We start from the raw sequence: 25,654 nt of genomic DNA on the forward strand, positions 1-25,654 counted from the left end.
CCCCGCCGCCTGGCGGGGTGGTTCTTTCTGATGTCGCCGCTGCACCTTTCGTAGATTGTCCCGCAAAAACTTCGGAAATTGCCGACATTCCGAACAGCTGCGCCCCAATTGGTCGAGGCGCTGCGCTGCTCTAGCTTTGTCTCTCTTTAGCTTCACCAAGGAGATGTGAGCCATGAAGAAACTGTTGATCGCGACCATCGTCGCGAGCATATGCACCCCCGTGCTAGCAGCGCCACTCGGGCATCCGAGCATTCCTCCCACTGAGCTCCACGACAGGACGCACGCGGGCGGCTTCTACCAGGACGTGGTAACGCACACGCAGCCAGCAGCTCCCGAGGAGCCAGCGCGGGAAGAAAAGGCTGTGGTCGCCACGACCGAATGCCAACCGTTGTGGGGCGGCGGCAAGCAGGATGACCAGGCGGCGGCTGAGCAGGCGCGCCAGGATGATCAGGATGCCAGGCAGCGCGGTGTCGCGGTTGTGCCGGTTCCGGACGGTTGCGCGGGGCTGGGTCTTGCTCGTCCGCTCTACGGCAATATGTCGGTAGGTGCTGCCGTCGGTATCGGCGCCGCCATCGTCGCCGTCGGTGCTGCCATCGGCAACCATGGTGGCGGCGGGCACCACAGCTCTTCCGGCACCACTGGCACAACCCGCTAACCACAGTGCCTCCGGTCTGTGCCGGGGGCATTGCTGTCTCAAGGCTGGAACCGGCCGCTGCCCGCAGGCCGGTTCCCAGCTTTTTCCTTGTTGCGCTTGAATCCCGCTACCCGCCTGGGTTATCCATGCAGCGCCACCGCTCAATGCACGGATATCCCGCATGACCCTCCAGGTACCCGCCCATACCGCACCCAACGGCGAAAAGCCCGCCGGCCGCATTCGCCAGAAGAACGAGGAAGCCATCCTCGCCGCCGCCGAGGAGGAGTTCGCTCGCCACGGCTTCAAGGGCACCAGCATGAACACCATCGCCCAGCGCGTCGGCCTGCCCAAGGCCAACCTGCACTACTACTTCAGCAACAAGCTGGGGCTGTACGTAGCGGTGCTGAGCAACATCCTCGAACTGTGGGACAGCACCTTCAACCACCTCACCGTGGATGATGACCCCGCGGTGGCCCTGGCCACCTATATCCGCGCCAAGATGGAATTCTCCCGCCGCTACCCGCAGGCCTCGCGGGTCTTCGCCATGGAGATCATCAGTGGTGGCGAATGCCTCTCCGAACACTTCAGCCAGGACTACCGCACCTGGTTCGCCGGCCGCGCCGCCGTGTTCCAGGCCTGGATCGAGGCCGGCAAGATGGACACCGTGGACCCGGTGCACCTGATCTTCCTGATCTGGAGCAGCACCCAGCACTACGCCGACTTCGCTACCCAGATCGGTTTCGTCACCGGTCGCAAGCGCATGTCCAGGCAGGACTTCAGCGACGCCAGCGACAACCTCATCCGCATCATCCTCAAGGGTTGCGGGCTGACGCCGCCGACCTCCGCATGAGTTTCACCCTGGCCGGCCTCGCCCGCTACGAAGAAGACATCCGCAAGAGCCGCTTCCAGTGCGTGGCCGCACCTATTGCCAGCGAGGCCGAGGCCCAGGCCTTCCTCGCCGCGCACCGGGACGCCAGTGCCGGGCACAACTGCTGGGCGTGGAAGCTGGGCAACCAGTACCGCTTCAGCGATGACGGCGAGCCCGGCGGCACCGCCGGCCGGCCCATGCTGGTGGCCATCGAAGGGCAGGACATGGACCGCGTGGTCGTCGTGGTCAGCCGCTGGTTCGGCGGTATCAAGCTCGGTACCGGCGGCCTGGCCCGCGCCTATGGGGGTTGCGCGGCGAAATGCCTGCAGGACGCCGAGCGGGTCGAACTGGTGCCCAGCAGCCGGCTGGCCTTCGATTGCACCTTCGCCGAGCATGCGTTGTTCAAGGCGCGAGTCCTTGCGCTCGGTGCCAGCATCGAGGACGAAACCTTCGGTGGGGAGGGCGTGCAGGTGACGGCGGTCCTGCCGACCACCCGGATCGAGCCGTTGCAGAAGCTGCTCGGTGACCTCAGCCGCGGTCGTATCCGGGCGCGCTTGCTGGACGCCTGATTCTTCTCCCCAAATCCCGTGGAACCACCTGTGGATAACCTGTGGCAGGTCGGCTCCTGCCTGCGCCGTCCGGAGGCTGCAGGGCATCGCTCATTTTCTGAGCAATTCGTCGCCGGCCTGTTGAGCAAAATATGAACAAGCTGTGGAAAAGTTGTGGATGAATTGCGCCGGAAACGCCGCTCGGGATCACTCCTGACCATTCGGTAAATTATTCACTGGATTGATGCAGGGCTTGCGGGGCCTGGGTCCGGGCTTTTGGCTGGATGGGCGGACGGCACCCGACAGGTTGGGGGCAACTCTCTGGACAATCTGTGGGCAACGTGTGGGCAAGGTGTCTCGTCGTTGAGACACATCGTGAGTTTATCGGCCGTCATCCACCGCCAGCCTTGGCGAAAAGCCTGCCGCTTCGCTTTGAAAATCTGTGGGTAACTCTGGGGAAAAGGCGCCGGCGCATGGCCGGCGCCAGTGCCTTCAAAGACGGAATTGCGCCATCTGCCGCGCCAGGTCGTCGGCCAGGGTTCGCAGCTCGCGGCATTGCTCGCGGCCATGCTGCACTTCGCGGGTGGTGGCGTGGGCGAGATCGGCGATGCCCTGCACGTTGCGGTTGATCTCCTCGGTCACCGCCGACTGCTCCTCGGTGGCCGTGGCGACCTGGTGGTTGATGTCGCTGATGCGCTCCACCTGGTCGGCGATGGCGCCCAGGGAAGCGCCGGCCTGTTCGCTGGCCGCCAGGCTCTGCCCGGTGGTCTGCTGGCTGGATTGCATCGAGCGCACTGCGGCCTCCGCGCCGCCCTTCAGGCGCTGGATGATCGTGAGGATTTCGTCGGTGGAGCCCTGGGTGCGGCTGGCCAGCGTGCGTACCTCATCGGCGACCACGGCGAAGCCACGGCCCAGTTCGCCGGCGCGCGCCGCCTCGATGGCGGCGTTGAGGGCAAGCAGGTTGGTCTGCTCGGAGACGCCGCGGATCACTGCCAGCACCTGGTCGATGCTCGCCACCTGCCCGGCCAGTTCGCCGACCGCGCCGGCCGCCTCGCCGATCTCCCCGGACATGCGCTGGCCGACCTGCAGCGAGCCGCCGACCACCCGCCGCGCTTCGCCGGCTTCGTCGCGCGCCTGCTGCGATGCGCTGGCCGCCTGCTCGGCGTTGCGGGCGATTTCCTGCACCGTGCTGCCCATCTCGTTCACTGCCGTGGCGACCATGTCGGTCATTTCCTGCTGGCGGCCGGCACGGTCGGCGGTGTTGTCCACCACCTGCGCCACTTCGCCGACGGTGCGCAGCAGTTGCTGGCTGGTGCCAAGCACGGCACTGATCAGCGCGCGCTGGCCTTCGAGGAAGCGGTTGAAGCCGCGCGCCAGGTCGCCCAGTTCGTCCGCGCGGCTGTCGTCCAGGCGGCGGGTGAGGTCACCCCCGCCACCGCCGATCTCCAGCAGCGCACTGGTCACCTGGCGGATCGGCCTGGCGAGGCTGCGCGCCATGAGTACCACCAGCGCCAGGCAGAGCAGGGCGACCACTGCTCCGGCGAGGCCGGAGAAGGCCAGCGCCTCGCGGGCGTCGGCATAGATTTCCGCCTCCGGCACTTCGCTCACCAGGGTCCAGCCCAGGTCATGCAGCGGCAGGCTGGCGGCGAGGTAGGTCTCGCCGTTGCGTTCGAAGCGAGCGCTGTGGAAACCCTGCTGGCCGAGCAGTGCGCCCGCCGCGCCGGGCCCGATCAGGTCGCCCAGGCTGCGCCCTTTGGGCAGCGTGGCATCGGGATGAATCTGCACCTGGCCGTCGTTCTTCACCAGATACACGCGCCCGGACTGGCCGAAGCGGAAGTCGCTGATCAGCGTCGACAGTTCGCGCATCTCCAGGCCCAGGCCGGCGATGCCGAGCAGCTTGCCGTCGCGCTCCACACGCTGGTCGATGAACAGCGCCAGTTCGCCGGTGCTGCCGTCGGTGTCGATGTTCCACATGCGCGGCTTGCCGCTGTCGATGAACTGGAAGTACCAGCTGTCCTTCGGCTCGCTGCGGCTCAGCGTGCGTTCCTTGCCCTTGTCGCTGTAGTAGGCGCCGCTGGCGTTGGAGGTGATCAGCGCGGAGAAGGCCTTCTGCGAGGCGCGGATGCCGCCCAGATAGCGGGTGAACTCGGCCAGTTGCGCGGGGCTTTCGCCGGCGGCCAGCCAGTCCTGCACCAGGGTGTTGTCGGCGATGCCGGCCGCTGCGGTGATGGGGCCGGTGAGGCGCTTCTCGAAGTCATTGGCAATCGCCTGGATGCTCGCGGGCAGCGCCTGTTCGAGCAGGTAGCGCTCGCTCAGGCGGTTGACCAGCACGGCATAGAGGCCCAGGACGATGAGCAGGCTGATGAGCAGGGCGGCGCCCATGCTGAGGATGAGCTGGGTCTGGATACTTCGCAGGCGCATTTTCTTGTTTTCCTCCGGACGCACAACGAAACGCCCGCCGGGCGGCGGGCGAAGAGACGGGGTCGTTGAGTGTATCGGCGGCAGCGGGAAAAACTGTTGTCCCACTGGTCAGGTTTTTGCGTCCGCTGGCGTGTCGCCGCACGCACCTTCGCTACATAGCGCGGCCCATTCCACGCCTTCGCGCGTCTGCCGGGCAGGGGCGTCCTGGTGATAACGGGCGATGACCTGGGCGGCGACCGAGATGGCCACTTCCAGCGGGCGTTTGCCGGGCACTTCGCCAAGACCGATGGGGCAATGCATCTGCTCGATCACCTGCGGTGGATAACCGTGCTGCTCCAGCCTCATCTGGAAGCGCCGCGCCTTGGTGCGCGAGCCGATCATGCCGAGAAAGCCGGCGTCGCCGCGCTTGAGCACGGCTTCGGCAATGGCGTAATCCAGTGGATGGTTGTGGGTCATGACCAGGAAGTAGCTGCCCGGCGGCGCTTCGTGCACGGCGTCCTCGGGTTCCTCCAGCAGGCGCGTGCGCACGCCGTCAGGGACGGCCTTGGGAAGTTCCGCCGCGCGGCTGTCCACCCATTCCAGGCGCAACGGCAAACCTGCCAGCAATGGCGCGAGGGCGCGGCCGACGTGCCCCGCGCCGAACAGCACGACCTGGGGCCCACGCGCGGCAAAACACTCGAACAGCAGGCTGGCGCGCCCACCGCAGCACTGGCCCAGCCGCGCGCCGAGGGGGAAGTGTTCCAGCGCCTGGCGATCCTTGCCGGCCAGCAGCAACTGGCGGGCGTGCTCGATGGCAGCGAACTCCAGGTGACCGCCGCCGATGGTGTCGAAGATTTCCCCGGCGGTGACCAGCATCTTGCTGCCGGACTCGCGGGGCGTGGAGCCCTGCACGCCGATCACCGTGATCAGCACGTAGCCCTCGGCGCTGTCGCGCAGGCCGGCGACGGCGTCCATCCAGGTTCGGGTCATGCTCGGTTCTCCTGGCGCATCGCCTCGCAGGCCCAGAGTACCCGCTCTGGTGTCGCCGGTGTATCCAGGTCGGCGCTCAGGCGGTAATCCGCGAGGCTGGCGATGGCGTCGCGCAGTGCCGACCACACCGAGATCGCCAGCATGAACGGCGGCTCGCCCACGGCCTTGGACAAGTACACGCTGTCCTCCTCGTTGGGGCGCTCGAACAGTGCCACGCGGAAGTCTTCCGGCGTGTCGCTCACCGCCGGAATCTTGTAGGTCGCCGGCCCCACCGTGAGCAGCTTGCCCGCATCGTCCCAGCGCAGTTCCTCGGTGGTCAGCCAGCCCATGCCCTGGATGAAGCCACCCTCGATCTGGCCGATGTCGATGGCCGGGTTAACGCTGCGGCCGACGTCATGGAGGATGTCCACGCGCAGTACGCGGTACTCGCCGGTCAGCGTGTCCACTTCCACCTCGGACACCGCCGCGCCGTAGGCGAAGTAGAAGAACGGATGGCCCTGGCCCTTCTCGCGGTCGTAGAAGATTTTCGGCGTGCGGTAGAAACCGGTGGCGGAAAGCTGGATGCGCGCGAAGTAGGCAGCCTGGATGGCCTCGACGAAGTCGAGGTGCCGGGTTCCCACCGTTATGCCGCCGTGTTCGAAACGTACTTCCTGCGGCTTCACCTCGTCGCGTTCGGCAAGGAAGTCCACCAGCCGTTTCTTCAGCGTCCGCGCCGCATCGCGGGCAGCCATGCCATTGAGATCGGTGCCGCTGGAAGCGGCAGTGGGCGAGGTGTTGGGCACCTTGTCGGTGCGCGTGGCGGTGATCACCACGCGCTCCAGCGGTACCTGGAATTCCTCGGCGACAATCTGCGCGACCTTGGTGTTCAGGCCCTGGCCCATCTCGGTGCCGCCGTGGTTCAGCTGGATGCTGCCGTCGGTGTAGAGGTGGATCAGCGCGCCGGCCTGGTTCAGGTGCTGCGCGGTGAAGGAGATGCCGAATTTCACCGGTGTCAGGGCGAGGCCTTTCTTCAGCACTGGGCTCCGCGTGTTGAAGTCATGGATCGCCAAGCGGCGCGCGGCGTAGTCGCTGCTCGTTTCCAGGCGCGCGATCAGCTCGCCCAGCAGGTTGTGCTCGACCTTCTGGTGGTAGGGCGTCAGCTCGCGCCCCGTTCCTCCGTAGAGGTTGAGCTTGCGCACATCGAGCGGGTCCTTGCCCACCGCGCGGGCGATGTCGTCCATGGCGCGCTCGATGACCATCATCCCCTGCGGCCCGCCGAAGCCGCGGAAGGCGGTGTGCGAGACGATGTTGGTGAAGCTGCGGTAGCCGGAGATGGCCACGTCGGGGATGAAGTAGGCGTTGTCGGCGTGGAACATCGCGCGGTCGACGATGGCGTCGGAGAGGTCCGGCGAATGGCCGCAGTCGCCCACCACTTCCAGCTGCGCGGCGAGCAACCGGCCTTCTTCGTCGAAGCCGACGCGGTAGCGGTTGTGAAAGGGGTGGCGCTTGCCGGTCAGGCGCATGTCGTCGGCGCGTGGCAGGCGCAGCTTCACGGCTTGCCCGGTCTTGCGGGCGAGCAGCGCGGCGAGGCAGGCGAAGGGCGCGGCCTGGGTTTCCTTGCCGCCGAAGCCGCCGCCCATGCGGCGCACTTCCACGGTGACCTTGGCCAACGGGATCGCCAGCACTTCGGCCACCAGTTTCTGCACTTCGCTGGGGTGCTGGCTGGAGGTGTGCACCAGCATGCCGCCGTCGTCGCCGGGCAGCGCCAGCGAGGCCTGGCCTTCGAGGTAGAAATGCTCCTGGCCGCCGATGAACTGGCGGGCTTCCAGCAGGTGCGGGGCTTTCTCCAGCGCCGTTTGCGCATCGCCCCGGCGCATGTGGTGCGGTGGGCGTACGAAGCGTTCCTCGGCCTTTGCCTTGAGCGGATCGATCAGCGGGTCTTCCTGCGCGTATTCGACCTTCGCCAGGCGTACCGCCCGGCGTGCCTGGATCAGGCTGTGCGCCGCGACGGCGAACAGTGCTTGCCCGTGGTACTTCACCCGCTCGCCGGCCAGCAACGGGTCGCCGGGGAACACCGGGCCGATGTCGGTGTGGCCGGGCACGTCGTCCAGGGTCAGCACGGCCACTACGCCGGGGGCGCTTCGCACCGCGTCGAGGTCGAGGGAAAGAACGGCGCCGCAGGCAATTTCCGTGACGCCGACGGCGGCGTGCAGCAGGTCGCGCGGCTCCTTCAGGTCGTCCACGTAGCGCGCGGCGCCGCTGACGTGCAGCGCTGCGCTGTCGTGTTCGCGGGGCTGGCCCGCACTGTGGATGGCGACCGCGACGCCATTGCTGGCCAGCGGTGGCAGGCTACGCATGGCGCACCTCCGCGGCATTGTCGGACCATTCCAGTAGTGCGCGCTGCAGCAGGTTCTGCGCCACCTTCAGGCGATAGGCGGCGCTGGCGCGCAGGTCGTCGATGGGCTGGAAATCCTCCGGGATCGCGGCCTGCGCCGCAACGACGGCCGCCGCGTCGAATGGCTTGCCGCGCAGCGCCGCTTCGGTCCGCAGGCCGCGCAGGGGCGTGGCCGCCATGCCGCCGCAGGCGAGGCGCACGTCGGTGACGATGGCGTTGTCATCGAGGTCCAGTCGCAGCGCCATGCACACGGCGGAAATGTCGTCGTCGCGGCGTTTGGACACCTTGTCGACACGGAACCGCTGGTGGCTGCCCAGGCGCGGGATCAACACCGCTTCGATGTACTCGCCGGGCTGCAGGACGGTCTTGCGATAGCCGGTGAAGAATCCATCGACAGGCACCTCGCGCACGGCTCCCGACTGGCGCAGGCGCAACGTCGCATCCAGGGCCAGCAATACCGGCGGCATGTCGCCGATGGGCGAGGCGTTGGCGATGTTGCCGCCCAGGGTGCCGCGCTGGCGGATCTGCAGGGAGCCGAGGCGTTCCAGCAAGGCGCTCACGCCGGGGAATTCGTCCAGTGCAGCGAGGCAGTCGGCATAGGGGCGCGCGGCACCGATCAGCAGGTGGTCGGCATGGCGTTCCAGGCGTTGCAGCTCGTCGACGCGGTCGAGGTGGATGAGCGCCGTGAACGCTTTGAGGTTCTGCGTCGCTTCAAGCGCCAGGTCGGTGCCGCCGGCGATCAGCCGCGCCTGCGGATGGCGCTGAAGCAAGTCGTCCAATTCGTCCAGCGAACCGGGCAACCAGGCCTGCGCCGTGCCTTCGCAAAGGGCGCCGGCTGTGGAGATGTCCCGCAGGCGGGCGACCGTCAGGGCACTGTTCTGCTCGAAGCTGTCCAGGCACGGCTGTCCGGCGATCTGCGCGGCGGCATCGAGGATCGGCCGGTAGCCGGTGCAGCGGCACAGGTTGCCCGAAAGTGCCGTCAGCGCCGTCTCGCGGCTATGTGGCGGCGGTGAATGGTGCCAGGCGAACAGCGACATGACGATGCCGGGTGTGCAGAAGCCGCACTGCGAGCCGTGGCAATCGACCATGGCCTGCTGGACCGGGTGCAGCGCGCCGGGTTCGCCCAGGTGCTCAACGGTCAGCACCTGGCGTCCGTGGACCGCCCCAAGCAATGTGATGCAGGCGTTCACCGCACGGTAGCGCAAGGCTTCGCCCTCGGGCTCGGCGAGCACCACGGTACAGGCGCCGCAGTCGCCCGAGGCGCAGCCCTCCTTGGTGCCGGTGCCGGCGCGGTGGATGCGCAGGTAGTCGAGCAGGCTGGTCTCGGGCGCGAACCCGTCGGCCTGGACTGCTTCTTCGCCGAGCAGGAACTGGATCATCGGGAGTCCTCGTCGTCATGCGTGCGGCGTGCCGCTTCGCGAAGGCTGACCGGAACGGGCGAGAACCCTGCGTTAGCGGCCCACGCAAACAAGCATAGGCGCGTGGGCGGGCAGGGCAAAAAAGCAGGGGCTGGCAAGGCAGGGCGAGGCACCGTACGTCGCGTTTGCCGTTGCCCTCGAGCGGCTTTCGCGCCAAGGTGTGAAGACCGGTGCAAGCCGCCGGACTCGGGGGGAGGGCTTGAAGCCGCCAGGCAGAGCCCTTGAAGCGGGAATTCAGGTGTAGGATCCCGCGTTTCGCTTGATAGGAAACTTCTTCCTTTTATAGCCACCCTCATAGAAATACTCAATATTCCTAATGCCCTAAATCAATGGGCCTTTTTTGTCATCAGACGATAATCTTCTACCTGTCGAATTTCTAACGATCGACCCACTCGATTAAACGACAACTCTCTACGAGGAATTGCCTAATGAACCTGATCAACACCCAAGTCCAACCGTTCAAGGTCAACGCTTTCCACAATGGCAAGTTCATCGAAGTCACCGAGCAGTCCCTGAAGGGCAAGTGGTCGGTACTGATCTTCATGCCGGCAGCCTTCACCTTCAACTGCCCGACCGAGATCGAAGACGCCGCCAACAACTACGCTGCGTTCCGTGACGCTGGTACCGAGGTTTACATCGTGACCACCGACACCCACTTCTCCCACAAGGTGTGGCACGAAACCTCCCCGGCTGTTGGCAAGGCTCAGTTCCCGCTGATCGGCGACCCGACCCACCAGCTGACCAACGCTTTCGGCGTGCACATCCCGGAAGAAGGCCTGGCCCTGCGCGGCACCTTCGTGATCAACCCGGAAGGCGTGATCAAGACCGTCGAAATCCACTCCAACGAGATCGCTCGTGACGTCGGCGAGACCCTGCGCAAGCTGAAAGCTGCCCAGTACACCGCCGCTCACCCGGGCGAAGTCTGCCCGGCCAAGTGGAAAGAAGGCGAGAAGACCCTGGCTCCGTCCCTGGACCTGGTCGGCAAGATCTAAGAACGGCCGGGAAGCGGTTGCGCGGCAGCTCCTGCCGCGCAACCACCGGGCGCCCGCCCACAGCGCTTCCCCCACCGTTTTGCAGTACCCCGAGGATGCCTACCGGCATCCTCCCTACCTAAAGCCAAAAGCGTGCGTAGGGTGGGCCAGAAGGCTCGCCGGGGAACCCCTTTGCTCAAATTCCGAGGATCTGGATCATGTTGGACGCCACTCTTAAAACCCAGTTGAAGGCCTACCTGGAAAAGGTTCAGCAGCCGTTCGAGATCGTCGCTTCCCTCGATGACAGCGACAAATCCCGCGAACTGAGCGAACTGCTGCACGACATCGTCGGCCTGACCGACAAGATCACCCTGCGAGAAGATGGCAGCGATGCCCGCAAGCCGTCGTTCTCGCTGAACCGCCCGGGGGCGAACATCGGCCTGACTTTCGCCGGTATCCCCATGGGCCACGAATTCACTTCCCTGGTGCTGGCGCTGCTGCAGGTCGGCGGCCACCCGTCCAAGCTCGAGGCCGACGTGATCGAGCAGGTCAAGGGCGTGCAGGGCACGTTCGAGTTCGAAACCTACTTCTCGCTGTCCTGCCAGAACTGCCCGGACGTGGTGCAGGCGCTGAACCTGATGGCCGTGCTCAACCCGAACATCCGCCACGTCGCCATCGACGGCGCGCTGTTCCAGGATGAAGTCGAGCAGCGCCAGATCATGTCGGTGCCGAGCATCTACCTGAACGGCGAAGTGTTCAGCCAGGGCCGCATGGGCGTGGAAGAAATCCTCGCCAAGATCGACACCGGCGCCGCTGCCCGCGAAGCCGAGAAGCTGTCGGCCAAGGAAGAGTTCGACGTCCTGGTCGTCGGCGGTGGCCCGGCCGGCGCTGCGGCTGCGATCTACGCCGCCCGCAAGGGCATCCGCACCGGCGTTGCCGCCGAGCGTTTCGGCGGCCAGGTGCTGGACACCATGGCCATCGAGAACTTCATCTCGGTGACCGAGACCGAAGGCCCGAAACTGGCGCGCCAGCTCGAAGAGCACGTCAAGCACTACGAAGTCGACATCATGAACCTTCAGCGCGCCAGCGCGCTGATTCCGGCCAAGAGCGTCGGCGGCCTGCACGAAGTGCAGTTCGAGGGCGGCGGCAGCCTGAAGGCCAAGTCCGTGATCCTGGCCACCGGCGCCCGCTGGCGCGAAATGGGCGTGCCGGGCGAGAAGGAGTACAAGGCCAAGGGCGTGTGCTTCTGCCCGCACTGCGACGGCCCGCTGTTCAAGGGCAAGCGCGTGGCGGTGATCGGCGGCGGCAACTCCGGCGTCGAAGCGGCCATCGACCTGGCCGGTATCGTCTCCCATGTGACCCTGCTGGAGTTCGACAGCAAGCTGCGCGCCGACGCCGTGCTGCAACGCAAGCTGTTCAGCCTGCCGAACGTGGACGTGATCACCAGCGCGCTGACCAGCGAAGTGAAAGGCGATGGCCAGAAGGTCACCGGCCTGGTCTACAAGGACCGCAACTCGGAAGAGTTCAAGTCCATCGACCTGGAAGGCATTTTCGTGCAGATCGGCCTGCTGCCCAACAGCGAATGGCTCAAAGGCACCATTGAGCTGAGCCCGCGTGGCGAGATCATCGTCGACGCCCGTGGTGAAACCTCGCTGCCCGGCATCTTCGCCGCCGGCGACGTGACCACCGTACCGTACAAGCAGATCGTGATCGCGGTCGGCGAAGGCGCCAAGGCGTCGCTTTCCGCCTTCGATCACCTGATCCGCTCCTCCGCGCCAGCCTGATGACCTCGCGCTAGAGAAAGAAACGCCCGGCTCACGAGAGTGAGTCGGGCGTTTTCTTTTGTGCGGAATTTGCCGGACTCTCAGAGAATCGGCGACACCAGCCGCGCCACCCGCATCCCCAGTTGCTGCAGCCGGTGCACGCGCCTGCGGTCGTCCAGGGTCATCTCCACCGACTGGGCGAAGTCCTCTTCCAGCATGGCTTCCACGTCGCGGGCGAAGCCTTCGTCGACGGTGATCACCATGATCTCGAAGTTCAGGCGGAAGGAGCGGTTGTCCAGGTTGGCGCTGCCCACCGCGGCGCTGTCGTGGTCGATCAGCACCACCTTCTGGTGCAGAAACCCCGGCTGGTAGCGGAACACCCGCACGCCAGCACGCACGGCCTCCAGGGCGTAGAGGCTGGAGGCGGCGTACACCGTCTTGTGGTCCGGCCGCGAGGGCAACAGGATGCGCACATCCACGCCGCGCAGCACCGCCAGGCGCAAGGCAGCAGCGACGGCTTCGTCCGGGACGAAGTAGGGCGTGGTGATCCACACCCGCTCAACCGCCGCGTTGATCGATTCGACGAAGAACAGCGAGCAGGTTTCCTGGGGGTCCGCCGGGCCGCTGGGGACGACCTGGCAAAGCATCCCGGCATCGTCGTAGCCATCGGGCAGGATCAGCGTCGGCAGGGTATGGGTGGCCCAGAACCAGTCCTCGGCGAAACATTCCTGCAGGCACGCCACCGCCGGCCCGCGCAGTTCGATGTGAGTATCGCGCCAGGGCGCCAGCGGCGGCTTCCCGCCCAGGTATTCGACGCCGACGTTGTGCCCGCCGACGAAGCCGCGCAGGCCATCGACGACCACTATCTTGCGATGGTTGCGGAAGTTCACCTGGAAGCGATTGATCATCCCGCTGCCGGTGCTGAACGCATGCACCTGCACGCCGCCCTGGCGCAGCTTGTCGATATAGCGGCGCGGCAGCGCGTGGCTACCGATGCCGTCGTACAGCAGGAACACGTCGACGCCATTCGCCGCGCGCTCCAGCAGCAGCTGCGCCAGGCGCTGGCCGAGGGCGTCGTCGCGGATGATGAAGAACTGCACCAGCACGACTTTCTTCGCCGCCGAGATGGCTTCGAACATCGCATCGAAGGACGCCTTGCCGTTCGCCAGCAGGCGCACCTCGTTGTTCGCCAGCGTCGGCATGCGCGCCAGCCCGACCATCGCCTTGAGCGCCTTGTAGCCATCGTACTGGCGGGCGGCGAGCGCTTCTTCCACCCAGGGGCGCCAGTCCAGCTCGGCGGCGGCCACGTGCATCTCCTCGTTGGCTTGCCGGCGCGCGCCGATGTAGGCGTCGAAGCGGCTGCGGCCGAAGACCAGGTAGGGCACCAGGGTCAGCAGCGGCATGAATACCAGCGAGGTCGCCCAGGCAATGGCGCCCTGCGCGGTGCGCACGCTGAGCACGGCATGGACCGCAGCGATGATCCCGAGCAACTGGACCACCACCAGGAAGTGGGCGATGTAGGCGGAGTAATGCATGGGCGCGCGATCGGTTCCTTGTGGTCGGCGATTGGGCTGAGCTTAGCTGGCTGCCGGATACTGCGGCCAACGGTGGATGGGGCCGCGCCAGTGTTCGTAGGCCTTGCCCAGGCGCAGCACCTCGATGTCGGCGAAGCGCGGGCCGACGATCTGCAGGCCGATGGGCATGCCGTCGGCGGTGAAGCCGCAGTTGATTGAGAGTGCCGGTTGCTCGGACATGTTCCACGGCACGGTGAAGCCGATGTGCTCAAAGGGCTGCGCCGGGTCGTTGGTCGGTGATGCCCATTCGGCCGGGAAAGCGGCGACCTGGTTGGTCGGCGAGAGCAGGAAGTCGATCTCCTGGAACTGCTCGGCGGCCCGGCGGCGCATCTCGAACGTCTGGTTGAAGCCGCGCACTGCTTCGGCACCGCTTACCGCCGCGCCGCCCTCGGCCCACTGGAAGATGTAGGGCAGCACCTTGGCCTGGCGCTCCACCGGCAGGTTCTCCAGCTCGGCCCACAGGCGCGCGCGCCAGAACCTGTCCAGGCCCTCGAGCAGCTCGCGGTCGAGGATCGGCCGAACCTCGATGATTTCCGCGCCGGCATCGGCGAACTGTCTTGCGGCGGCTTCCACCGCAGCGCACACCTCGGGCTCGGGGCGCAGGCCGCAGCCGGGGTCCAGCTGCAGTCCGATGCGCAGGCCGCGCACCTCGGCGTAGTCGATGTGCCAGTCGAGATCGGCCGGCGGCAGGGCCGTAGCGTCACGCCAGTCGGGGCGCGCCAGGTGCCTCATCATCAGCGCCGCGTCGTCCAGTGTGCGGGTCATGGGGCCGGCGCAGCGCCCTGTGAAGTAGGGATCGATGGGGATTCGCCCCAGGCTCGGCTTGAAGCCGACCAGCCCGCACCAGCCCGCCGGCAGGCGCACCGAGCCGCCGATGTCGGTGCCGATGTGCAGCGGCCCGTAGCCGGCCGCTGCCGCCGAGGCTGCACCGGCGCTGGAGCCGCCCGGGTTCATGCGCAGGTCCCAGGGGTTGCGGGCCAGCTTGTGGAAGCTGGACAGCCCGGAGGAGAGCATGCCGAAGTCCGGCACCGTGGTCTTGCCCAGCAGGATGGCGCCGGCCTCGTTCATCCGCGCGGCGGGCGGAGCGTTGCCGGTCGCCGGTTGCAGGAGGGTGGCGGCGCTGCCCTGCGGAATCGGGTCGCCGGTGGTGGCGATCAGTTCCTTGATGGTCACCGGTACGCCGTCCAGCTCGCCGCAGGGAGCGCAGCGGATCCAGCGCGCCTCGGAGCGCCGCGCCTGCTCGATCGCGCGCTGCGGGTCGAAGGCATAGAGGGCGCAGAGCTGCGGTTCCCAGCGTTCGATATGGGCGATCAGATGGTCGAGGTACTCGACCGGGGAAAGCTGGTGCGAGCGGTAGAGGGCGAGCAGTTCGACGGCGGACAGATCGTGCAACGGTGGCATGGCGGTCTCCGGCGGGGGCTGTGCCTCACCCTAACCGAATCCGCGCGCCGAGGGGATGGGGTGCGGCACTCATGCCGCACCCGCTTGCGTGGCTCAGGCGCGCTGACGCGACTGCTGGTCGATCAGGTACTGCAGGCGATACAGATGACGGTAGCCCGCTTCCCAGGCGCCGTGGCCGGATTTCACGTTGATGTGCCCGGCGGAGGGCAGGATCACGGTTTCGGCACCCCAGATGCGACCCAGCGCCATGGCGCGCTGCGGGCTGCAGGCGGCGTCGTTGTCCGAACCTACCAGCACCGTCGGGAACGGCAGCGTCTGGGCGGCAATGGGGGCAAAGTTGCGCAGCGCGTCGTGGCAGGTTTCCCGTTCCACATCCGCTGGCGCAACCAGCAGGGCGCCGGATACCTGGGCCAGCGCACGACGATCGGCGCGGGCCGCCCAGGCGGCGACGGTGACGCAGCCCAGGCTGTGGGCGATCAGCACCACGCGGCCGGGCTCGCGGCGGATTTCGCGGTCGAGTTCGGCGACCCAGTCGGCACGCTGCGGGGTGATCCAGTCCTGCTGCTGCACCCGCGCGGCGTTTGGCAGGGCGCGCTGCCAGTGGCTCTGCCAATGGGCGTCGTCGGATCCGTGCCAGCCCGGCACGATCAGGTAGCGGATGCGGTCGTTGCGCATGGGGCGGCCCTCTCGAATCGTCATGAGAAGGCATTCTAGGGAGGGTTTTAATATTCGTTAAGGAATAAGAAATTCTTTGCTTATGCAGTATTTAAGCTAAACGAATGGCTATAAGCGGTTATTCCTGCGCCCGGCGCAACGGGCAGCAGCGCGCCAGGATGCCTTCCAGGTTGAGGTCGGGCATGGCGTATTCTCGCAGTGCGCGGGCGGTCTGCTCGACGTAGTCGCGGGTGGTACCGAAGTGGCCCTGGGCGCTGGCCAGCACGTGCTCGACGATATTGTCGGGCAGGGAGCCGGCGTAGCTGGGCAGATGGCGTTCGAGGACGAAGCCCAGGGCGCGCACGCGCGTGCCGTCGTCGAGGCGGCAGTTGAGCCATTCCGGGCGATAGGAGGCGTAGGGCATCTCCCTTTCCCAAAGCGCGTAGAGGTTGGCGTCGAGGTGATCTTCCGGCAGGCGGAAGGCGAAGCCTGAGCAGGAGCCGCCGCGATCCAGGCCGAGTACCAGGCCGGGTGCTTCCGGGGTGCCGCGGTGGGTCAGGGACCACAGGTAGAGCCCGCGATGGTAGCCGTGCACCCGCGCGCGGCGCGCTTCGGCCACCGGGAACTCCGGGCGCCAGATCAGCGAGCCGTAGGCGAACAGCCACACCGGACCGGCGCCATGTTCGCTCATGGTGATGTCGAGCGAGGCGCGCAGCTGTTGTGGTGTGAAGCGTTCCGGCACCCCCAGTGTCGGCGGATAAAACGGGCCTTCCGAAGCGGGAGACGATGTCATGCGGTACCCCTCAGGTCTCCGAACTGTCATCAACTTAGTGGAAGAGCGGCGGCCACGGAAGAGCCTGAAAGGCATAGGTTTATTGCCGAGGCGGGGATGACGACGAACGGCGGAGGCGAGGTTGTGGATGTTAGCGCCAAAGCCCCGCTCCCCCGCCCTCTCCCTTAAGGGAGAGGGAGCCGATCGGCGTTGCCGGGAGGTACGGGGTTCCGCTTGATGCCATTCAGTCCCCTCTCCCTTCGGAGCGGGGCGCGCAGCCAGGGTTCGGGAGAGGGTGCTACCGGCTGCTCGGTCCCTGGGAATCGCGAATAAAAAAAGGCCGCTCACCCCTGCCTGAGTATTGGGAGAGCGGCCTTGAAGCTCGGTACGTTGTGGAGGTCCCTTTCTACACCCGCTCTGTTTCAGGCGTCTTACAGGTTCCTCAGCGCGCGGTGATGACCGCCAGTTTGGTGATGCCGGCCTTCTCGATGGAGGCCATGGCCTTGGCCACCTGGCCATAGTTCACGGTTTCATCGGCCTGCAGCTGCACGCGGACTTCGGCGTCCTTGGCCTTGGCCGCCGCCAGATTGCTTTGCAGCAGGTCCGGCTGGATCTCGTCCTTGTTGATGAACCACTTGCCGGCGCCGTCGATGCTCACCACCAGCGGGTCCTTCTGCTCCGGCGGGGCGACCGCCTCGGTCTTGGGCAGGTTGATCGGGATGGCGTTGGTCAGCAGCGGCGCGGTGACGATGAACACCACCAGCAACACCAGCATCACGTCCACCAGCGGGGTGACGTTGATCTCGGAGAGAACCTCGTCGCTGTCCTGGGTCGAGAAGGCCATGTCAGCTCGCCTCCTTCACGCTGGCGCCGGCAGCCGGTTTGCGCGCGGCGGTGGGCAGGGCGACGACGCGGAAGGCACTCTTCTGCGCGAGGCTGTAGAAGTCGTGGGCGAAGTCGTCGAGGTCGGCCGCAGTGAGCTTCAGGCGACGGAGGAAGTAGTTGTAGACCAGCACCGCCGGCACGGCGACGGCGATTCCCACGCCGGTGGCGATCAGTGCGCTGCCGATGGGGCCGGCGACAGTTTCAAGGCTGGCGGAGCCGGCTGCGCTGATGCCCTTGAGCGCTTCCATGATGCCCCACACGGTGCCGAACAGACCGATGAAGGGCGAGGTGGAACCGATCGAGGCGAGCACCGCCAGGCCGGATTCCAGGGAGCGGCGCTCACGCTGGATCTGCTGGCGCAGGGCGCGCTCGAGGCGGTCCTGGTGGTTGATCGACTGGGCCAGGTCCGGCTGGCCGTTGTCCTGCACCTGGATGGCGGCGAAACCGGCCTGGGCCACGCGGGCGCCGGCGCCGGGCTTGCCGGCGGCCTGGTCACCGGCCGATTCGAGGCTGGTGGCGCTCCAGAACTGCTTCTGGAAGCGCTTGTCCTGGGACTTCTGGCGGGTGAACTGGACGCCTTTCACCAGGGCCAGCGCCCAGGTGACGACGGAGAAGCCGACCAGCAGCCAGATGACTGCGCCTTCGACGGATTCCAGGGGGTTCAGGGGCAGACTCATGGGTGTTCTCCTTCCGCGTTTCTCGTGCGGCTGATCTGGGCAAGTTGAATCAATGCAATTTGAAGTCGATGGGTACGCTGACCCAGCCGTCCTGGGCCACATCACCGCGCTTGGCGGGGACGAAGCTCCAGCGTTTCACTGCGCGCACCGCGGCGTCGTCCAGGGCGTCGCGGCCGCTGCTCTTCTGCACCTGGATCTCGCTCGGGCTACCGCTGGCAAGTACGTGCACACGTAGCAGGACGGTGCCTTCCCAACCGCGACGCTGGGCCAGTGGCGGGTATTCCGGCGCCGGGTTCTTCAGATAACCGGCGCTGGCCGAGGGCGGCGTCAGCGGGGCTGGAGCCGGCGCTGGCGGAGCAGGTGGCGCCGGTTGCGGCGGCGGAGTTTCAGCCTTGGGCGGCGCTGGTTGCTCGACCGGTTTGGGCACGGGCTTGGGAACCGGTTTCGGCTTGGGTTTGGGGATCGGCTTGGGCGGCGGCGGTTTCACCGCGTTTTCGTCCACCACCGGAGGTGGCGGCTCCTGCACCACTGGCTCGGGGATCGGCTCGGGCGGCGGCGGTTCCACCACCGGCGGCGTCGGCGCGGTGAATTCGATGGTCATCGGCGGCACCTGTGGCGGTACCTCCGGCAGTTTGGGCGTGGGCTGCTGGCTCAGCCAGTAGATCACCGCGCCGTGCAATGTCAGGGCGAACAGGCCGAGCAGCACGCCTTCGCGGCGGCTCAGCGCGCGGGCTTTCGCCGGCACGTGGCGGCCCAGCTCCAGCGCGTGGCGCAGCGGGCGGCCGAGATCGACCAGGTCGCCGCCGGGCACGTGGCGCAGGAAAGCATCCGGCGCGAGGGCATGCTGGGGTTGAGCCATGAACGATCTCCTTGCAGGTCTGCGCGGCTCTACGACGCGCTTGAAACGGACCTGCATGATTGGCGGAGCGTCTTAGCTCTTGAAGTGATTATTTTCGTTATTGAAATAACTTTCTGGACTATACGGTTTTGCTGGGTCGCTGCAGGCCGCGCCATTCGTGCCTTTGAGCGAAATCGTAAAAAACCGATGCCTTTGCGGCATGGAAAATATGCAGGGAAGGTTGGCGAAAAAATGCTCAAACCCTTGCGGCAGAGCCTTCCTGTAGGAGCGAGCTTGCTCGCGTACGGTGCTCGCCGATGGCAGCGGAGCTGGGTAGGTTCGCGAGCAAGAACCAGGCATCCCCTTCGCTCCTACAAAAAACCAAAAGCCGGAAACGAAAAAGCCCGGTCATTCGACCGGGCTTTTCAGAAGGTGAAGCTGCGTCGGCGATCAGAACGCCGGAACGACGGCACCCTTGTACTTCTCGAGGATGAACTGCTTCACCTCGGGGCTGTGCAGGGCGGCGGCCAGCTTCTGCATGGCGGCGCTGTCCTTGTTGTCCGGGCGGGCAACCAGGATGTTCACATAGGGCGAGTCGGCGCCTTCGATGGCGAGCGCGTCCTTGGTGGGGTTCAGCTTGGCTTCCAGGGCGTAGTTGGTGTTGATCAGGGCGAGGTCGACCTGGGTCAGCACGCGCGGCAGGGTGGCCGCTTCCAGCTCACGCACCTTGATGTTCTTCGGGTTCTCGACGATGTCTTTCGGGGTCGCGGTGATGGACTTGTTGTCCTTGAGCTTGATCACGCCGGCCTTGTCCAGCAGCAGCAGGGCGCGGCCGCCGTTGGTAGCGTCGTTGGGGATCACCACGGTGGCGCCCGAGGGCAGCTCTTCGAGCTTCTTGAACTTGGTGGAGTAAGCGCCCAGCGGCTCGATGTGCACGCCGGTGACGGCGATCAGGCTGGTGCCCTTGGTCTTGTTGAACTCATCCAGGTACGGCTGGTGCTGGAAGAAGTTGGCGTCCAGGCGCTTCTCGGCGACCTGGGTGTTGGGCTGCACGTAGTCGGTGAACTCCTTCACCTTCAGTTCGACCCCTTCCTTGGCCAGGATGGGTTTGACGAAATTGAGGATCTCGGCGTGCGGCACCGGAGTGGCGGCGACGGTCAGGCTGTCGGCAGCCTGGGCCAGCGGGGCGGCAATCACGGCGGCGGCAGCGAACGCGGCGAACAGTTTCTTCATGGTTGGCTCCTTGGCGGCCCGCATCCGGCGGGCCTTGTGGTTATTTGCGGGAATAGTGGACCACCAGCTTGTCGCCGACGGTCTGCAGGATCTGGACGAGTACCACCAGCATCACCACGGTGAGCAGCATCACGTCGTCCTGGAAGCGTTGGTAGCCGTAGCGGATCGCCAGGTCGCCGAGGCCGCCGGCGCCGACCACGCCGGCCATCGCGGTGTAGGACACCAGGGTGATGGCGGTGACCGTGATGGCGGCGATGATGCCTGGGCGGGCTTCGGGCAGCAGGGCGTTCCAGATGATCTGCCGGGTGCTGGCGCCCATCGCCTGGGTGGCTTCGATGATGCCCTTGTCCACCTCGCGCAGGGCGGTTTCCACCAGGCGCGCGAAGAATGGCGTGGCACCCACCACCAGCGGCGGGATGGCCCCGGCGACGCCTAGCGAGGTGCCGACCAGGATCACCGTGAGCGGGATCAGCACGATCAGCAGGATGATGAACGGCAGCGAGCGCAGCACGTTGACGATGAACGCCAGCACGCCGTAGATGCCGCGGTTGGCGAACATCTGTTTGGGCCCGGTGAGGAACAGCAGCACGCCCAGCGGCAGGCCGAGGATGACGGTGAACAGCAGCGAGCCGCCGAGCATCCAGAAGGTGTCGAGGCTGGCCTGGAGAATCTCGGACCAGTCGATATTCACGAAGAAGTCGCTCATGCGCGTAGCACCTCCACGTGAACTTCGGCGGCATTCAGTTGCGTCATCGCGGCCTCGATGTCACCGCCCACCAGGGACAGGGTGAGCTGGCCGTAGGGCTGGTCCTTGATGCGGTCGATGCGGCCGGCGAGGATGCTGTAGTCCACGCCGGTCTGGCGCGCGACGGTGCCCAGCAGCGGCGCGTAGGTCGCCTCGCCACGGAAGGTCAGGCGCAGGATGCGGCCCGGCACGTGGGCGAAGTCATCGTGCTGCTCGTTCTCGTCCACACGCTCGGCCTCGAAGACGAAGCGGCGGGTGGTTTCGTGCTGCGGGTGGAGGAACACGTCGGCGACGTCGCCCTGTTCAACGATGCGCCCGGCATCCATCACGGCGACCTGGTCGCAGACCCGGCGGATCACGTCCATCTCGTGGGTGATCAGGACGATGGTCAGCTTCAGCTCGCGGTTGATCTCCGCCAGCAGTTGCAGGACCTGGCCGGTGGTCTGCGGGTCGAGGGCGCTGGTGGCTTCGTCGCAGAGCAGGATGGTGGGCCGGCAAGCCAGGGCGCGGGCGATGCCGACGCGCTGCTTCTGGCCGCCGGACAGCTGTGCCGGGTACTTGCGGGCGTGATCCTGGAGGCCGACGCGCTCGAGCAGTTCGTCCACCCGCGCGGTGATCTCGGCGGCGCTGAAGGTGCCGGCGAGCTTCATCGGCATGGCGATGTTGTCGGCGACGGTCTTGGAGGCCAGCAGGTTGAAGTGCTGGAAGATCATCCCGACGCGCTGGCGGAAGCGGCGCAGGCCGTCGGCGTCTAGGGCGGTGATGTCTTCGCCGTCGATGACGATGCGCCCGCCGCTGGGTTCTTCCAGGCGGTTGATCAGGCGCAGCAGGGTGCTTTTACCGGCGCCGGAATGGCCGATCAGGCCGAACACCTGGCCGCCCTCGATGGACAGGCGGGTCGGCTGCAGGGCCGGGATATCGCGTCCGGCGACGCGATAGGTCTTGTGGACGTCGTGGAATTCGATCACGTAGCAAACCTTGTGGGTACGGCGTGTGGGAACCTGTTCATGGCGTGCTGCGCGTCGGCATTACTGCGTTGAAAACAGGCGAGAAATGCTCATTTACGCGTGAGTAGACTCCGCTTTCTCGCCTGTTTTCGCCTTGTACTGCTCTAGCTCGCAAGCCCTAAACAGATTCGGGACCTACTAAGTTGTCGAGGGATAAACGACAAACGTAGGCGGTCAGCCAAAACCGCGCATTTTAACCTGCTTTTTTATGGCTGATTAATCTTTGTTCAACTAACTGCGGAACAAAAGGGCATAACGGGCACCGCGAACGGGTGCCCATGGGCTTACGGCGTGCAGGTTGGCTGAGCGCCGGGTGCGGCGGGCTTCTGCAGGCCGCTGACATCGGCGGCGACGCCGGGGGCGCGGGGCATCAGCGAGCGGGCGCGGGTCAGGGCGGTGGTGGCGCCGTTGACGTCGCCCTTGGCCAGGGCCTCGCGGCTGCGCTCCAGGTAGGCGTCGGCCAGGCGCTTGCGCCGCTCGGCGAGCTGGGTGGTGTCTTCCTGCTCGGAACCCAGCGCGAGCTGCGCGGATTCCAGACGGCCGGCGGCCAGTTCGGTCTCGAAGGCGCTGCTGCTGGTTGGGGTGGTCGCGGTGCTCTGGCAGGCTGCCAGGGCAAGCGCCATGGCCATCAGCGCGAACAGGCGGATGACGAACGACTTCATGCGTCAGGGTCTCTTTTGATCAAAAAATCGCCAAATTCTACACCGTCCGGCGCGGCAGGACAAAGCTCAGCAGGAACAGGGCCGCCGCGCTGACCACGATGGAGGGGCCGGCAGGAGTGTCCTTGAACCAGGACAGCGAGAGGCCGGCGCACACTGCCACCAGGCCGATCAGGCTGGCGCCGAAGGCCATCTGCTCAGGGCTGCGCGCGTGCCGTTGGGCAGCGGCGGCGGGGATGATCAGCAGCGAGGTGATCAGCAGCACGCCGACAATCTTCATGGCCACGGCGATGACGATGGCGATCAACAGCATCAGCGCCAGACGGATGGCGGTGACCGGCAGGCCTTCGACCCGCGCCAGTTCCTCGTGCACGGTGATCGCCAGCAGCGGCCGCCACAGACAGCAGATCAGCCCCAGCACCAGGGCGCTGCCGGCGACTATCCACAAGAGGTCGGTCTGGCTGACGGCGAGCAGGTCGCCGAACAGGTAGGCCATCAGGTCGACGCGCACTTCCTTCATGAAGCTCAGCGTCACCAGGCCCAGCGACAGCGTGCTGTGCGCGAGGATGCCGAGCAGGGTGTCGGCGGCCAGCGGCTGGCGCTGCTGCAGGGTGACCAGCAGCACGGCGAGCAGCACGCAGCCGACGGTCACTGCCAGGGTCGGGCTGACGTCCAGCAGGAAGCCGAGGGCGACGCCGAGCAGGGCGGCGTGGGACAGGGTGTCGCCGAAATAGGCCATGCGTCGCCAGACGACGAACGAACCGAGGGGCCCGGCAACCACCGCCAGGGCCAGCCCGGCGAGGAGGGCGTTGAGCAGGAAATCAGCCATGGTTGCAGTCGGGGCCGTGCTGGTGGACCGGAGTGAAGCGCGTGCCGGCGGGGAAGGCGGGTTTCACCACCTCGCCGTGCAGGTCGTGGGAATGGTCGTGGTGGTGGTGATAGACCGCCAGGCTGCGGGCGTCCTGGCCGAACAGCTCGACGAAGGCGGGGTCGCCGCTGACCTGTTCCGGATGCCCGGAGCAGCAGACGTGGCGGTTCAGGCAGACCACCTTGTCGGTGGCGCTCATCACCAGGTGCAGGTCGTGGGAAACCATCAGCACGCCGCAGCCGAGGCGGTCGCGCAGGCGGCCGATCAGGCGGTACAGCTCGGCCTGGCCGGCGACGTCGACGCCCTGCACGGGTTCGTCGAGCACCAGCAGTTCCGGCTTGCGCAGCAGCGCGCGGGCCAGCAGCACGCGCTGCAGTTCGCCGCCGGAGACACTCTGCAGCGGCTTGTCGAGCACATGGGCGGCACCGACTTCCTTCAGCGCGTCGAGCGCCTGGGGGCGCTGTACGCCCGGCACCAGGCGGAGGAAGCGGAAGACCGTCAGCGGCAGGGTCGGATCGACGTGGAGTTTCTGCGGCATGTAGCCGATGGACAGCTTCGGCGCGCGCCAGACGCTGCCGGTATCGGGCTTGAGCAGGCCGAGCACGCTGCGCACCAGGGTCGTCTTGCCGGCGCCGTTGGGGCCGATCAGGGTGACGATCTCGCCGGGGGCGATGGTCAGGTCGACGTTCTGCAGCACCGCCTGGCCGCCATAGCTGACGCCGACGCCTTGCAGGCGGATCAGGGCGTCGCTCATCACGCCTCCCGCTGGCCGGGCGCGCAGGCGCCGCAGAGGCCGACGATCTCGACGGTCTGGCTTTCCACGGCGAAGCCGACACCCTTGGCGCCGGCAACGATGGCCTCGCTGATGGCCGGTTGTTCCAGCTCGATGGCGGTGTGGCAGGCGCGGCAGATCAGGAACTGGCCTTCGTGGGCGTGTTCCGGGTGCGCGCAGCCGATGAAGGCGTTGAGCGAGGCGATGCGGTGTACCAGGCCGTTTTCCAGGAGGAAGTCCAGCGCGCGGTAGACCGTCGGCGGCGCCGCCTTGCGGCCGTCTTCCTCGCTCAGCACGGCGAGGATGTCGTAGGCGCCCAGCGGCTTGTGACTGGCCCAGACCAGCTCCAGCACGCGCCGGCGCAGCTCGGTCAGGCGCACGCCCTGGCGCGCGCACAGCGCGTCGGCGTCGGCCAGGGCGCTGGCCACGCAGTTGGCGTGGTCGTGCGGGCGGCAGGCGAGGGGAGTCTTGGGGGCGATCTTGTACATGCGCGGCGACGCTCGGGTTCAGAGACGTTATTATATTACTCTTTCATGTCTCCCCTGTGTGAGTGCCGCCGTGTCCTTCCGTCCCGTCGCCCTGCTGACCGCCTGCTGCGCGCTGCTGCTCAGCCTCCCCGTGCGTGCCGAGGTCAGCGTGCTGACCAGCATCAAGCCGCTGCAACTGATCGCCGCTGCCATCCAGGACGGTGAAGGGACGCCGGACGTGCTGCTGCCGCCGGGCGCCTCGCCGCACAGCTACTCGTTGCGCCCCTCGGACATCCGCCGCGTGCGCGATGCGCAGCTGTTCTACTGGGTCGGCCCGGACCTGGAGAACTTCCTGCCCAAGGTGCTGGACAGCCGCAAGGGCCCGAGCGTGGCCGTGCAGGACCAGGCCGGCATGCATCTGCGCAAGTTTGCCGATTTCAGTGAGTCGAACCACCCGGACCACGACGACCACGATCATGACGACCTTGGCCATGATCACGACCACCGTCCCGGCATGATCGACGCCCACCTCTGGCTGCTGCCGGCCAACGCCCAGGTGATCGCCGCGCGCATGGCCGAAGACCTGGCCATCGCCGACCCGACCAATGCCAGCCGCTACCAGGCCAACCTGAAAGCCTTCGACGAACGCATGGAGACACTGAATACGCGCTTGAAGCAGCGCATGGATCCACTCAAGGGCAAGCCGTTCTTCGTTTTCCACGAGGCCTTCGATTACTTCGAGGAGGCCTACGGCCTGCGACACGCCGGTGTCTTTGCGGTGTCTGCCGACGTTCAGCCGGGCGCCCGCCATGTCGCGGCCATGCGCGCGCAGCTGCAGAAGGCCGGCCCGGCCTGCATCTTCAGCGAACCGCCGATCCGCCCGCGCCTGGCCGATACCCTGAGCCAGGGCCTGCCGGTGCGGCTGGCCGAGCTGGATGACCTGGGCGTGGGGGTGAAGGTGGATGCGCAGGGTTACGAACATCTGCTGGGCAATCTGGCGGATGAGTTCGCGGGGTGCCTGGAGAAGCTCTGAGTCTGGCTTGCCGGGGCTCTTACTCGGGGCTACTCCAGGCCTGCCCCGAGAGCAGGAGCGGACTCCGTCCGCGATAGGTTCGCCTCGCGCTTGACAGCATGGT

The 25,654-nt window shown here is 66.6% G+C and carries 24 protein-coding genes and 1 pseudogene; 6 read left to right on the forward strand and 19 right to left on the reverse strand.

The annotated features are described in order from the left end of the window. Positions 1–172 precede the first annotated feature (172 nt). The 3 genes from LDJ84_RS00885 (at position 173) to LDJ84_RS00895 (ending at position 2,071) form a co-directional block, all read left to right on the forward strand. Positions 173–655 (forward strand): hypothetical protein, encoded by a 483-nt coding sequence (locus LDJ84_RS00885; protein ID WP_143514254.1) that lies wholly within the window; start codon positions 173–175, stop codon positions 653–655. A 160-nt stretch (positions 656–815) separates the two neighbouring features. Beyond that, entirely contained in the window at positions 816–1,484 is a 669-nt protein-coding gene (locus tag LDJ84_RS00890; RefSeq protein ID WP_024766265.1) for a TetR/AcrR family transcriptional regulator, read from the forward strand. Continuing rightward, the gene (locus LDJ84_RS00895) at positions 1,481–2,071 is read left to right on the forward strand and encodes an IMPACT family protein (RefSeq protein ID WP_037009957.1); all 591 of its coding nucleotides are present in this window, start codon (positions 1,481–1,483) and stop codon (positions 2,069–2,071) included. Before LDJ84_RS00890 ends, LDJ84_RS00895 begins: the two co-directional genes overlap by 4 nt. A gap of 471 nt (positions 2,072–2,542) precedes the next feature. On the opposite strand, the gene LDJ84_RS30825 is transcribed toward LDJ84_RS00895, so the two are convergent. From LDJ84_RS30825 to xdhA, 5 genes and pseudogenes are all read right to left on the reverse strand, one after another. Further along, positions 2,543–3,280 carry a methyl-accepting chemotaxis protein gene (locus LDJ84_RS30825; RefSeq protein ID WP_401236519.1) on the reverse strand — a complete coding sequence of 246 codons (738 nt, stop codon included), beginning with the start codon at positions 3,278–3,280 and terminating at the stop codon, positions 2,543–2,545. A gap of 177 nt (positions 3,281–3,457) precedes the next feature. Then, positions 3,458–4,471, reverse strand: a pseudogene (locus LDJ84_RS30830) (cache domain-containing protein); the annotation flags it as partial. 108 nt (positions 4,472–4,579) lie between these two features. After that, positions 4,580–5,440 carry a xanthine dehydrogenase accessory protein XdhC gene (xdhC, locus tag LDJ84_RS00905; protein ID WP_084358437.1) on the reverse strand — a complete coding sequence of 287 codons (861 nt, stop codon included), beginning with the start codon at positions 5,438–5,440 and terminating at the stop codon, positions 4,580–4,582. Further along, positions 5,437–7,776 carry a xanthine dehydrogenase molybdopterin binding subunit gene (gene xdhB / locus LDJ84_RS00910; protein ID WP_226045764.1) on the reverse strand — a complete coding sequence of 780 codons (2,340 nt, stop codon included), beginning with the start codon at positions 7,774–7,776 and terminating at the stop codon, positions 5,437–5,439. The genes xdhC and xdhB overlap by 4 nt, the downstream gene beginning before the upstream one ends. Next, entirely contained in the window at positions 7,769–9,193 is a 1,425-nt protein-coding gene (xdhA, locus tag LDJ84_RS00915; RefSeq protein WP_226045765.1) for a xanthine dehydrogenase small subunit, read from the reverse strand. The genes xdhB and xdhA overlap by 8 nt, the downstream gene beginning before the upstream one ends. Before the next feature lie 467 nt (positions 9,194–9,660). Here xdhA and ahpC point away from each other — a divergent pair, with 467 nt between their 5' ends. Both ahpC and ahpF read left to right on the forward strand, forming a co-directional pair. After that, positions 9,661–10,224 carry an alkyl hydroperoxide reductase subunit C gene (gene ahpC / locus LDJ84_RS00920; RefSeq protein ID WP_037016170.1) on the forward strand — a complete coding sequence of 188 codons (564 nt, stop codon included), beginning with the start codon at positions 9,661–9,663 and terminating at the stop codon, positions 10,222–10,224. 197 nt (positions 10,225–10,421) lie between these two features. Beyond that, a complete protein-coding gene (ahpF, locus tag LDJ84_RS00925) occupies positions 10,422–11,987 on the forward strand; it encodes an alkyl hydroperoxide reductase subunit F (protein WP_169889215.1) in 1,566 nt (521 codons plus the stop codon). An 80-nt stretch (positions 11,988–12,067) separates the two neighbouring features. Here the strand turns inward: ahpF and cls are convergent, their stop codons facing one another. From cls to zur, 14 genes are all read right to left on the reverse strand, one after another. Next, on the reverse strand, positions 12,068–13,501 hold the full coding sequence (gene cls / locus LDJ84_RS00930) for a cardiolipin synthase (protein ID WP_226045766.1): 1,434 nt from the start codon (positions 13,499–13,501) through the stop codon (positions 12,068–12,070). A 42-nt stretch (positions 13,502–13,543) separates the two neighbouring features. Next, positions 13,544–14,941, reverse strand: a complete 1,398-nt coding sequence (locus LDJ84_RS00935; protein ID WP_038803471.1) for an amidase — start codon at positions 14,939–14,941, stop codon at positions 13,544–13,546. 93 nt (positions 14,942–15,034) lie between these two features. After that, complete coding sequence (locus LDJ84_RS00940) at positions 15,035–15,616, reverse strand: alpha/beta hydrolase (RefSeq protein ID WP_065086393.1); 582 nt, start codon at positions 15,614–15,616, stop codon at positions 15,035–15,037. Between the two features lie 118 nt (positions 15,617–15,734). Continuing rightward, positions 15,735–16,388: a gamma-glutamylcyclotransferase gene (locus tag LDJ84_RS00945; RefSeq protein WP_024766995.1), complete on the reverse strand. Its 654-nt coding sequence runs from the start codon at positions 16,386–16,388 to the stop codon at positions 15,735–15,737. A 421-nt stretch (positions 16,389–16,809) separates the two neighbouring features. After that, complete coding sequence (locus LDJ84_RS00950; protein WP_024766994.1) at positions 16,810–17,211, reverse strand: ExbD/TolR family protein; 402 nt, start codon at positions 17,209–17,211, stop codon at positions 16,810–16,812. Between the two features lies 1 nt (position 17,212). Then, complete coding sequence (locus LDJ84_RS00955) at positions 17,213–17,929, reverse strand: MotA/TolQ/ExbB proton channel family protein (protein WP_024766993.1); 717 nt, start codon at positions 17,927–17,929, stop codon at positions 17,213–17,215. Positions 17,930–17,978: 49 nt separating this feature from the next. Next, positions 17,979–18,788: an energy transducer TonB gene (locus LDJ84_RS00960; RefSeq protein WP_037016173.1), complete on the reverse strand. Its 810-nt coding sequence runs from the start codon at positions 18,786–18,788 to the stop codon at positions 17,979–17,981. 429 nt (positions 18,789–19,217) lie between these two features. Continuing rightward, a complete protein-coding gene (locus LDJ84_RS00965) occupies positions 19,218–20,000 on the reverse strand; it encodes a MetQ/NlpA family ABC transporter substrate-binding protein (RefSeq protein WP_024766992.1) in 783 nt (260 codons plus the stop codon). 40 nt (positions 20,001–20,040) lie between these two features. After that, a complete protein-coding gene (locus LDJ84_RS00970) occupies positions 20,041–20,706 on the reverse strand; it encodes a methionine ABC transporter permease (protein ID WP_024766991.1) in 666 nt (221 codons plus the stop codon). Next, entirely contained in the window at positions 20,703–21,713 is a 1,011-nt protein-coding gene (locus LDJ84_RS00975; RefSeq protein ID WP_054910276.1) for a methionine ABC transporter ATP-binding protein, read from the reverse strand. The genes LDJ84_RS00970 and LDJ84_RS00975 overlap by 4 nt, the downstream gene beginning before the upstream one ends. A gap of 323 nt (positions 21,714–22,036) precedes the next feature. Continuing rightward, positions 22,037–22,414: a hypothetical protein gene (locus LDJ84_RS00980; RefSeq protein WP_065086392.1), complete on the reverse strand. Its 378-nt coding sequence runs from the start codon at positions 22,412–22,414 to the stop codon at positions 22,037–22,039. Between the two features lie 37 nt (positions 22,415–22,451). Further along, the gene (znuB, locus tag LDJ84_RS00985; protein WP_037016176.1) at positions 22,452–23,240 is read right to left on the reverse strand and encodes a zinc ABC transporter permease subunit ZnuB; all 789 of its coding nucleotides are present in this window, start codon (positions 23,238–23,240) and stop codon (positions 22,452–22,454) included. After that, complete coding sequence (znuC, locus tag LDJ84_RS00990; protein ID WP_226045767.1) at positions 23,233–24,033, reverse strand: zinc ABC transporter ATP-binding protein ZnuC; 801 nt, start codon at positions 24,031–24,033, stop codon at positions 23,233–23,235. The genes znuB and znuC overlap by 8 nt, the downstream gene beginning before the upstream one ends. Beyond that, the gene (gene zur / locus LDJ84_RS00995) at positions 24,033–24,539 is read right to left on the reverse strand and encodes a zinc uptake transcriptional repressor Zur (RefSeq protein WP_015474971.1); all 507 of its coding nucleotides are present in this window, start codon (positions 24,537–24,539) and stop codon (positions 24,033–24,035) included. The genes znuC and zur overlap by 1 nt, the downstream gene beginning before the upstream one ends. 70 nt (positions 24,540–24,609) lie before the next feature. Between zur and znuA the strand changes: the two genes are divergently transcribed. Further along, entirely contained in the window at positions 24,610–25,551 is a 942-nt protein-coding gene (znuA, locus tag LDJ84_RS01000) for a zinc ABC transporter substrate-binding protein ZnuA (RefSeq protein WP_024766987.1), read from the forward strand. Positions 25,552–25,654 lie beyond the last annotated feature (103 nt).

Source organism: Pseudomonas sp. HS-18 (assembly GCF_020401845.1).
GTDB classification, from domain to species: Bacteria; Pseudomonadota; Gammaproteobacteria; order Pseudomonadales; family Pseudomonadaceae; genus Pseudomonas; species Pseudomonas nitroreducens.